This is a genomic window from Nonomuraea basaltis (assembly GCF_005893125.1).
Taxonomy (GTDB): Bacteria; Actinomycetota; Actinomycetes; order Streptosporangiales; family Streptosporangiaceae; genus Nonomuraea; species Nonomuraea basaltis.
Window position 1 is genome coordinate 1 of sequence record NZ_VCJS01000359.1, and the last position, 8,755, is coordinate 8,755.

The 8,755-nt window shown below is 69.4% G+C and carries 7 protein-coding genes; 4 read left to right on the plus strand and 3 right to left on the minus strand.

Annotated elements, in window-relative coordinates; all coding sequences use genetic code 11:
- Positions 1-184: 184 nt before the first annotated feature.
- Complete coding sequence (sigJ, locus tag EJK15_RS65075; RefSeq protein WP_138720226.1) at positions 185-1,054, minus strand: RNA polymerase sigma factor SigJ; 870 nt, start codon at positions 1,052-1,054, stop codon at positions 185-187.
- 201 nt (positions 1,055-1,255) lie between these two features.
- On the opposite strand from sigJ, the gene wrbA reads away from it, so the two are divergent.
- Both wrbA and EJK15_RS65085 read left to right on the plus strand, forming a co-directional pair.
- The gene (gene wrbA, locus EJK15_RS65080; protein ID WP_138720227.1) at positions 1,256-1,864 is read left to right on the plus strand and encodes an NAD(P)H:quinone oxidoreductase; all 609 of its coding nucleotides are present in this window, start codon (positions 1,256-1,258) and stop codon (positions 1,862-1,864) included.
- A gap of 99 nt (positions 1,865-1,963) precedes the next feature.
- Positions 1,964-2,392: a YybH family protein gene (locus tag EJK15_RS65085; RefSeq protein ID WP_138720228.1), complete on the plus strand. Its 429-nt coding sequence runs from the start codon at positions 1,964-1,966 to the stop codon at positions 2,390-2,392.
- 187 nt (positions 2,393-2,579) lie between these two features.
- On the opposite strand, the gene EJK15_RS65090 is transcribed toward EJK15_RS65085, so the two are convergent.
- The gene (locus EJK15_RS65090) at positions 2,580-3,158 is read right to left on the minus strand and encodes a TetR/AcrR family transcriptional regulator (protein ID WP_138720229.1); all 579 of its coding nucleotides are present in this window, start codon (positions 3,156-3,158) and stop codon (positions 2,580-2,582) included.
- 91 nt (positions 3,159-3,249) lie between these two features.
- Here EJK15_RS65090 and EJK15_RS65095 point away from each other — a divergent pair, with 91 nt between their 5' ends.
- Positions 3,250-4,881: an FAD-dependent monooxygenase gene (locus tag EJK15_RS65095; protein WP_138720230.1), complete on the plus strand. Its 1,632-nt coding sequence runs from the start codon at positions 3,250-3,252 to the stop codon at positions 4,879-4,881.
- A 151-nt stretch (positions 4,882-5,032) separates the two neighbouring features.
- Here EJK15_RS65095 and EJK15_RS65100 read toward each other — a convergent pair whose 3' ends face one another.
- Entirely contained in the window at positions 5,033-5,893 is an 861-nt protein-coding gene (locus EJK15_RS65100; protein ID WP_138720231.1) for an alpha/beta hydrolase, read from the minus strand.
- 116 nt (positions 5,894-6,009) lie between these two features.
- On the opposite strand from EJK15_RS65100, the gene EJK15_RS65105 reads away from it, so the two are divergent.
- Positions 6,010-8,718, plus strand: a complete 2,709-nt coding sequence (locus EJK15_RS65105; RefSeq protein WP_138720232.1) for a LuxR C-terminal-related transcriptional regulator — start codon at positions 6,010-6,012, stop codon at positions 8,716-8,718.
- Positions 8,719-8,755: the final 37 nt, after the last annotated feature.

Genomic DNA, 8,755 nt, shown 5'->3' on the forward strand with positions numbered 1-8,755 from the left:
AGGTGGCCGGCCCGGTGCCTTCGGGCGGCCGCCGCGCGCAGCCGCTCGTCGAGATCTGAAGAGCTCGTCACACTTCGGATGACGAACGAACAACCCCAGACGTTCCAGCCAGGCGGTCACGAGCTCGAACCGTCCCGGCGGTGCTCGGCTTGGATTACTGACGAACCAGGATCGGCGCGGGTGATCAGCCTGCCGTCCACGGGCGGAGCTTGTCGGGGTTGCGTACGGCCCAGATGCGCTTGATCCTGTCGCCTGCGATGTCGAACGCCAGCACCGCCGTGGTGGCCTCGCCTAGCTGGAGAACCAGACCGGGCTGACCGTTGACCATGCGCTCCGTCATCGTCATGCCGGATGCTCTGACGGCAATGTCGAGGAAGTAGCGCGCAATCTGCTCGCTGCCCTCGATCGGGTGGAGCAGGGCGCTGACCAGGCCTCCGCCGTCGGCGATTCCGGTGGCGTCGGGGTCGAGGAGGCCGATGAGGGTGTTGATGTCTTTGGCTTCCCACGCCTGCTTGAAGTCCCTGACGATGCCGGCCTGCTGGGCCGTCGGTGCTGTGGGCGTCCGCGAGGCGTCGATGCGGCGGCGGGCGGAGGAGGCCAGCTGGCGGCATGCCACCGGGGTACGGCCGACAATCTCGGCCACCTCGGCGAACGGGTATCGGAAGACGTCGTGCAGCACGAACGCGACGCGCTCGGCCGGAGTCATCGAGTCGAGTACGACGAGGAAGGCTATGCTGACCGATTCGTCGAGGGTGACGCGGTCGGCGGGGTCTGCCGGGACGCCGCCGCTGGTCCACTCTCTGTGGTCGGGAAGCGGCTCGGGGAGCCATTCGCCCACGTAGCGCTCCCGCCTGACCCGCGCCGAGTCGAGTTGGTCCAGGCAGATGCGGCCGGCGACCCTCGTCAGCCAGGCGCCCGGCGATTCGATGGCTTCCTGCTGTTGACGGGACATGGCGTACCAGCGGGTGTAGGTCTCCTGCACGACATCCTCGGCATCGGCCAGAGAGCCGAGGAGCCGGTACGCGAGATTGATCAGCTGACGCCGCTCGCTCATGATCGCGCTCAGGCGGGTCGAGCCAACCGGATCCTGCCGCGGATGTGATGCTCATGGTGTCGCCAACCAGCCTTCCTTGTCGCATCTGCACTCATCATGCCGACGAGACAGCCTCCTCGAATGTGAGGTTGGCGCGTCGCCTCACATTCCGCAGTGCTACCTCGTCGTATCGCTCGAAATCGACTAGGAAGGAAACCAATCGTGGAACCCGTGAACGTCGCGATCATTTACTACAGCGCCACCGGCAACGTGCATGCTCTGGCGCAGGCCGCCGCCGAGGGCGCCGAGAAGGTCGGCGCGTATGTGCGGCTGCGGAAGGTTGCCGAACTGGCGCCGCCGGAGGTGATCGGCGCCAGGCCGGAATGGGCCCAGCATCTCAAGGACACCGCCGATGTGGCCGAGGCCGGCCATGAGGACCTGGGGTGGGCTGATGCGGTGCTGTTCGGCACCCCCACCCGCTTCGGCAATCCGGCCAGCCAGCTCAGGGCGTTCATCGAAACCACAGGTCCCCTGTGGATGCAGGGCAAGCTCGCGGACAAGGTGTATTCGGCTTTCACTGCCTCCAGCAGCGCCCACGGTGGGCAGGAATCCACCATCCTGGCGCTGGGGAACACCTTCTACCACTGGGGCGGCGTCATCGTGCCCCCCGGCTACACCGATCCCATCCAGTTCCAGTCGGGCAATCCCTACGGCACTTCCCACGTGGCCGGTACCGGGGCGCCCACCGAGGTGACCTTGGCGGCGGCACGTCACCAGGCCCGACGCGTCGTCGACATCGCGGCCGCGCTCAAGGCCGGCCGCACCGCCTGATCCAGCGTGGCACCTCACATTCTGCAGGGGCTGCGTCGTCGGGACTACTGCAACCACAAAGGCCGCTCTGCGGTCAGAAATTGTTGAATGGAGGATGCAATGACTTCGAACGATTCCGACGTTAGGGCGCTCTTGGAGAGTCGAGTCGATGCCAGCCAGAAAAAGGACATCGATGCACTCATGTCACTCTATTCTTCCGACATCGTTTACTACGATGTCGTACCCCCTCTCCAGTTCATCGGGACCGAAGAAGTCCGCCGCAACTTTGTGCGGTGGTTCGATGGATACGACGGATCCATCAGCCTGAAAACGCACGACCTCACCATTGCGACAAGCGGAGATGTCGCCTTAGCGCACATGCTTCACCTGGACACCGGGGAGCGCACGAACGGGCTTGAGAGCGCGATATGGGCACGATCGACCGTTTGCTGCCGACGGATCAGCGGCAAGTGGCTGATCACGCACGAACACATCTCTCTGCCGATTAATCCGGAGAACCTTCAGGCTTGGTTCCCGCCGGACATGTGAGCGAGTCTGATCGTTTATCCGAGAGAGCTGGTTGGATGAGGACATCCGCCGTCCTCATCCAACCCCACACACGGAAAGCACGTTTCCGATGTGCGATCCTGCCCGCTGCGCCGCTGGCCTGGTTTCTCAGCGGTGCTGCCGCCGACTGTGAGCCTCTCCCCCGCCGGGACGGACCACGGAGGCGCCTTTACGGCTCACTCCTACCCTCCGCCGGCAGAAACCCTGCGACGAGGGCCTGGACGAGGGCCCGGGTGTCCATCCCGGGGACACCGACGGTGATGCGGTCGAAGGCCACTCCGGTCAGCAGGGAACCGAGGGCGTCGAGTTGCTCGTCGGTCGCAGCGGGGTGGACGGCGCGGATCTGGGCGGTGCGGATGCGCAAGGTCACGGCGCGAAGTTCGCGCATGAGAGCGGCCAGCCGAGGGTTGCGGGCGGCCTCCAGGGACAGCTCGAACCGGGCCAGGTAGCGGTTGCGTGCCGGGCCGGTCCCATCGTCAATGGCGGCGGTGAGGCTGTCGACGAGGTCCTCGCGGTCGGGTGGCGTCGCCGGTGCGGCCTGCAGGGCGGCGAGCTGCCCATCCAGGATCCGGTGGGCGATCGCCTCGTAGAGGGCGGACCGGGTGCGGAAGTAATTGGAGGTGGTGCCGACCGGGACGCCGGCGGCCGCGTCGATGGCGCGGTGGGTCACTCCCGCGAGGCCGGCCTCGTCGATGAGTCGCATCGCGGTGTCGGCCAGCATTTCGCGTCGATCACTTTCCCTCGGCACGCCTTGACTCTACTACAGCGTCGTACTACAACGTAGTACGACGCTGTAGTACTACGTTGTAGTGGACTGCTTTCGGGTGAAAGGAACGCCGATGACAACCGGCATCACTCAGGTCCTGGTAGCGGGCGCCGGCCCGACCGGTCTGACCTTGTCCGTCGAGCTCGCCCGGCGAGGCATCGATCACCTGCTGGTCGATGCCGATCAGGCGCCCGCGATCGGATCGCGTGGGAAGGGGCTCCAGCCGCGCAGCCTGGAGGTGCTGGACGATCTAGGCGTGATCGATGAGATCCTGGCCAACGGCACCGTCGGCTTGCCTCTGCGGGTCTACCAGGGACACGAACTCGCCGTAGAATTGGCCACCGCCACTGCCGCGGGAGCACGGCCGGGCGTGCCGTATCCCGACCTGGTGATGTTGCCGGAGTGGCGGGTGGAGCAGATCCTGCGCGACAGGCTGACCGCTCTCGGGGGACAGGTGCTCTACGGCGCCGCACTGAGCGCCTTCACCCAGGACGAGGACGGCGTCACCGCCACGCTGGCCAACGGCCAGATCGTCCGGGCCCGCTACCTGGTCGGCAGCGACGGCGGGCACAGCACCGTCCGGCACCTGCTCGACGCGACGATGGACGGGCACACCCGCACCGACCAGTTCTTCCTCGTCGGCGACGTGCATATCCACGGCCTCGCCGCGGACGCCTCCCACGCCTGGTTCGGCGAGGACGGCTCGTACCTGGCCGTCGCACCGTTGCCGAACGCCGATGGCGCCTGGCAGTACCAGGCCAGCGTGCTTCCCGGCCCCGACGGCGCGGTTGCCGAGCCCACCCTGGAGCTCTTCTGCGAGCTGTTCGGCGAGCGGTCCGGCCGGGCCGAGGTGACGCTGAGCGATGCCACCTGGCTGTCGCGTTACCGCTTCAACGCCCGGATGGTCCACAGCTACCGGTATGGCCGCGTCTTCCTGGCCGGCGATGCCGCGCACGTGCACTCCCCAGCGGGCGGCCAGGGCATGAACACCGGCATCCAGGACGCCTACAACCTCGGCTGGAAGCTGGCCGCGGCCCTCGCCGGCGCGTCCGAGGCGATCCTTGACAGCTACGGGGCCGAGCGTATCCCTGTCGCGGCCAAGGTCCTGGCCGGCAGCTCCCGCGGCTTCGAATCCATCTTCGTGCTCAAGGGCGTGCGCCGGTTGCTGCGCGACCATGTGCTCTTCCCGCTCATCAAGCGGCCCGCCGTCATGAGCCGCCTGTTGGCCAAGACCAGTCAGCTCGACATCGCCTACCCCGACTCGCCCTTGACCGTCGCCGGCGGCCCGCGCCGCGGCCCCAAGGCCGGTGGCCGTGCGCCCGACGCCCGCGGCACCACCCCCGACGGCGCCCCGCTCCGCCTCTTCGACGTCACCCGCGGAGCGCACTGGACCCTTCTGGGTTTCGGCGTGGAAACCACCCATACCCTCGCCGCCCTCCACGGCCCGCACGTGAGCACCCTGCAGGTCGCCGACTCCGGCCAGCCCGGGTGCCCGAGGGCCCTCATCGGCCAGGAGGCACCCCGGCTCTACCGGGCTCGCCCCGGCACCTTGGTCCTGATCCGCCCCGACGGATACATCGCCGTGCGCACCGACGACGCCCAGGTCGTGGCCGACTACCTCGACCGGACGCTGTCCCCAGCCGCGCGGCCACACCGAGCGCGGCCTGAGAACGCCGGACGGCGTCGCCAGAGGGTGCGCCGCTAAGGTGAGCGGTGCCGAAGTAGCCGGACGGGCATGGGCGAGGGCAGCCGGCGGTTGGGGCTGCCCTCATGCGTACGGCATCGCGAACCTGCAGCCGGAGCGACGTCCGCTCCTCCCGCCTCTCCAGGGTGTTCTGCGCTATCGGGAGGTGATTTCAGCCCTGCTGAAGGCAGCGGCGAAGGAAGGCGATCTGGTCGGTGAGGACATGCTCGCGTGTGGCGGAGTCGGTGTAAAAGGTGAAATGCGTGCCCGGGTAGCTGCGCAGCTCCCCGCGCGGGGCTCGCTCCGCCAGCGCCCGGGTCGTCTCGATGGGCGTCTCGTGGTCGTCGGCCGCGACACAGACCACCAGCGGCATGGTCAGTCGGACGGCGGCCTGTTCAGGGTGGTAGCGCATCATGCTCAACAACGCCCGTGGGGCGACGCGGTTGCGCCACAGGGTGGTCGCCTCTCCGCTGGAAAGAGCCTGGATGTGCTGCTCGGCATCGGCCGTGGCCGCCACCGCGAGCTCGCCGGGCCGACCGACCATGGGTATGTAGTACGGCCGCAGGCCGAGTTTGCCGCGCAGCGCGTCCCAGCCGATGGCCCTCAGCAGTCGCAGCGTCTGCCACGTCGGACGTCCCTCCACACGCTTGGGGAACCCGTTGAACGGGATCTGTGCCACCACCGCGACAATCTCCGGGTCGCCGGCGGCGACGGAAATGACGTGGGCACCGCCGAGCGAGTTGCCCCACAGCATGACGCCGCGGAGGTCGACGTGCTCGCTGCGGCGGGCGAATGCGATGGCGGCCCGCAGGTCCTCCTGCTGACCGTAGATGTCGGCGAGCTGGCGCGGCTCGCCACCGCTCTCCCCGAAGCCGCGATAGTCGAACACGAGGGCCGCCACGCCCTCGGCGGCGAACCGCTCAGCGTGCGGGAACAACCGGTCCATCGTCCCGCTGAACCCATGGCACAGCACCACACAGGGCAGCTGCCCGTCCGGTGCGGGTGGCAGGTAGAGGTCACCGACCCCCTCCATAGGATCCTCACGATCGGAAAGGGCGCAAAGTGACGGTTCCCCGCATCGTCCTCAACGCTCGGCAAGCGATAACGTTCCCACAGGTCACATTAGGGACAAGGCGTTCTTGGAGTGCCATGCTGCACGGGCGTCAGACGGAGCAGTCCGTCATCGGCGGGTTGCTGGAGGGCCGGTCCGGCGCTCTGGTGGTGCGTGGCGAGGCGGGCATTGGCAAGTCGGCTCTCCTGGAGTTCTGCGCGGCGAGTGCGCGGGTGCGGGTGCTGCGGGTGAACGGTGTCGAGTCCGAGGCGGATCTGCCGTTCGCCGCCTTGCACCTGCTGCTGCGCCCGGTCGTCGATCACATCGAGGCGCTGCCACCGCAGCAGGCGGAGGCGCTGCGCGGCGCGCTCGGCCTCGGCGGCGCCACCCGGGGAGACCGCTTCCTTGTCGGGCTCGCGACGCTCAGCCTGCTGGTGGAGCTGTCGGTGGCGGGTCCGGTGGTGTGCCTGGTCGACGACGCGCAGTGGCTGGACGGCGAGTCGGCCGACGCGCTGCTGTTCGCCGCACGCCGCCTGCATGCCGAGCCCGTCGCCGTCCTGTTCGCTGCGCGGGAGGGCGACTTCCCCGCGCGGGGTCTGCCCGAGCTGCGGCTGGGCACGCTGGACACCGAGGCCGCCCAGAAGCTTCTCGCCGAGCAGGCGGCGGACCTGCCGCCGGCCGTACGCGACCAGCTGGTGGCCGAGGCCGGGGGTAACCCGCTGGCGCTGGTCGAACTGCCCCGCATGCTCACCGCCGAACAGCGCACGGGCGCCCTGGTCCCGCTTTCCCTCTCCCTCGGCACGGCGCAACCGGTGACCGACAGGGTGCTGATCGGCTTCCGCGATCGGATCGCGGCGCTGCCTGACGCCACCCGCTCCTGCCTGCTGGTGGCGTCCCTCGATCACCACGACGAGCTGGACGTGCTCGCGCGCGCCGTCGGCCTGCTCGGAGCCTCGCTGGCCGACTTCGCCGAAGCCGAGCGAGCCGGCCTGGTGCGGGTGGGCTTAGGGGGTGTGGCCTTCCACCACCCGCTGGTGCGCACCGCAGTGCTGCTGGGCTGTGACATCGCCGCACGGATGGCCGCGCACCGGGCGCTGGCCGAGACGGTCGACGACGACCGGCGAGCCTGGCACCTGGCTGCCGTCACCCGTCAGCCCGACGAGGAGGTGGCCGGGAAGCTGGAGAGCCTGGCGCTGCGCGCCCGGCAGCGGGGTGGGCAGACGGCGGTGTCGGCGGCCTACGCACGCGCGGCCGAGCTGTCGGCCGATCCCGGCCAGGCCGCACGCCGGTGGACCGCCGCAGCCGGGGCCGCTGCCGAGGCCGGCCTGTGGGAGCGAGCGCGTGAGCTGGTGGACCGGGCACGGCGGCTGGCGGAGGAGACAACGCTGGAGGCGGCCGTGCCGGCCGAGTTGGCCCTGGTGAGAGCGAAGCTGGAGATCGAGGCAGGTCGGCCGCTGGAGGGTGTTCGCCTGCTGCATGAGGGGGCCGAGGCGGTCGGCGACCTGTCCGTCAAGCTGTCGCTGCTCAGCCTTGCGGGCTTCTACACCTGGGCCAGCGCGTCCCACCCCGACCAGCTCGCGCTGGCCCGCCGTAGCGAGGAACTGTGCCCGGACGGCGACGGGCTGCCCGCTCTGGTGCGCACGATCAACCACGCCATCCGCCTGATCCTCGAGGGTGACGCCGTGACCACGCTCACCTACCGGATGCCGGACCAGGCCGAACGCATCCCGTCCGAGCTGCGCTTCATCATCGCCTACCAGAGCATGGTCCGCGCCGACCTCGACGGCATGCTGGAGGGCTCGGCCCAGCTCGTCGACGACTACCGGGCGGAGGGACGTCTGGGACGCATGCCCCAGGCCATGACGATCTTCACCATCGCGCAGCTCCTCAACGGACACCACCGCTCCGCGCGCGCCACCGTGGCCGCGGCTCTGGCCCTGGCCTCCGACGTCGGCCAGCCGCAGTGGAGCAGCTACCTGGCGGGCGTGCACGCCTGGCTGTCCGCGGTCGCCGGCGCGGAGGAGGAATGTGTGGCGATGGCCGTGCAGGCTATCCGGGACGGCGGCCACCGCCGGTGGATGCCGGGATCCTGCTGGGCCGAGTACGCCCTCGGGGCTCTGGACTTCGGGCTGGGCCGCTACGAAGCGATGCTCGACCGGGTGGACCGGGCCATGTCGGGTCCCACGAGCCATGCCTTCCTGTGGCGGTATTCCTGGCCGGACTACGTCGAGGCCGCCATTCGGGTGGGGGATCCGCAGCGCGCCCAGGAGCCGCTGAGACTCTACGCCGAATGGGCCGAGGCCACCGGCCGGGCCGCGCCGCTTGCCGTCCTGCATCGGGTCCGTGCACTGCTGGCCCCGGACAGCGCGGCCGCGGGACTGTACGAGCGGGCGCTGGCCCTGCACGGCGAGGGCGAGCAGCCCTTCGACGAAGCACGCACCCGCCTGGTCTATGGAGAGTGGCTGCGCCGCACCAGGCGGCGCGCCGAGGCACGCACCCAGCTCCAAGCCGCCATGAACGCCTTCGACCAACTCGGCGCGGCTCCCTGGTCCGACCGCGCGGCCGCCGAGCTGCGCGCCACCGGACTCTCCCTACCGGACCATGCCCGTGCCGGAGATCCACTGGACGTGCTGACACCGCAGGAGCTCCAGGTGGTACGGCTGGCCGTCACCGGCGCATCCAACCGCGAGATCGGCGCGCAACTCTTCCTGAGCCCACGCACGGTCGCCTCCCACCTGTACAAGGCCTTTCCCAAGCTGGGCGTCTCCTCGCGCGCCGAACTGACCAGGCTCCCAGGACTGATCTGAGGGTAGGTCACACTCGGCGGTAGATGATCGGCTGCGC

Coding starts and splice junctions, on each gene's coding strand:
- sigJ (WP_138720226.1), bottom strand. CDS start 1,054: ATGAGCGAGCGGCGTCAGCTGATCAATCTCGCGTACCGGCTCCTCGGC.
- EJK15_RS65085 (WP_138720228.1), top strand. CDS start 1,964: ATGACTTCGAACGATTCCGACGTTAGGGCGCTCTTGGAGAGTCGAGTC.
- EJK15_RS65095 (WP_138720230.1), top strand. CDS start 3,250: ATGACAACCGGCATCACTCAGGTCCTGGTAGCGGGCGCCGGCCCGACC.
- EJK15_RS65100 (WP_138720231.1), bottom strand. CDS start 5,893: ATGGAGGGGGTCGGTGACCTCTACCTGCCACCCGCACCGGACGGGCAG.
- EJK15_RS65105 (WP_138720232.1), top strand. CDS start 6,010: ATGCTGCACGGGCGTCAGACGGAGCAGTCCGTCATCGGCGGGTTGCTG.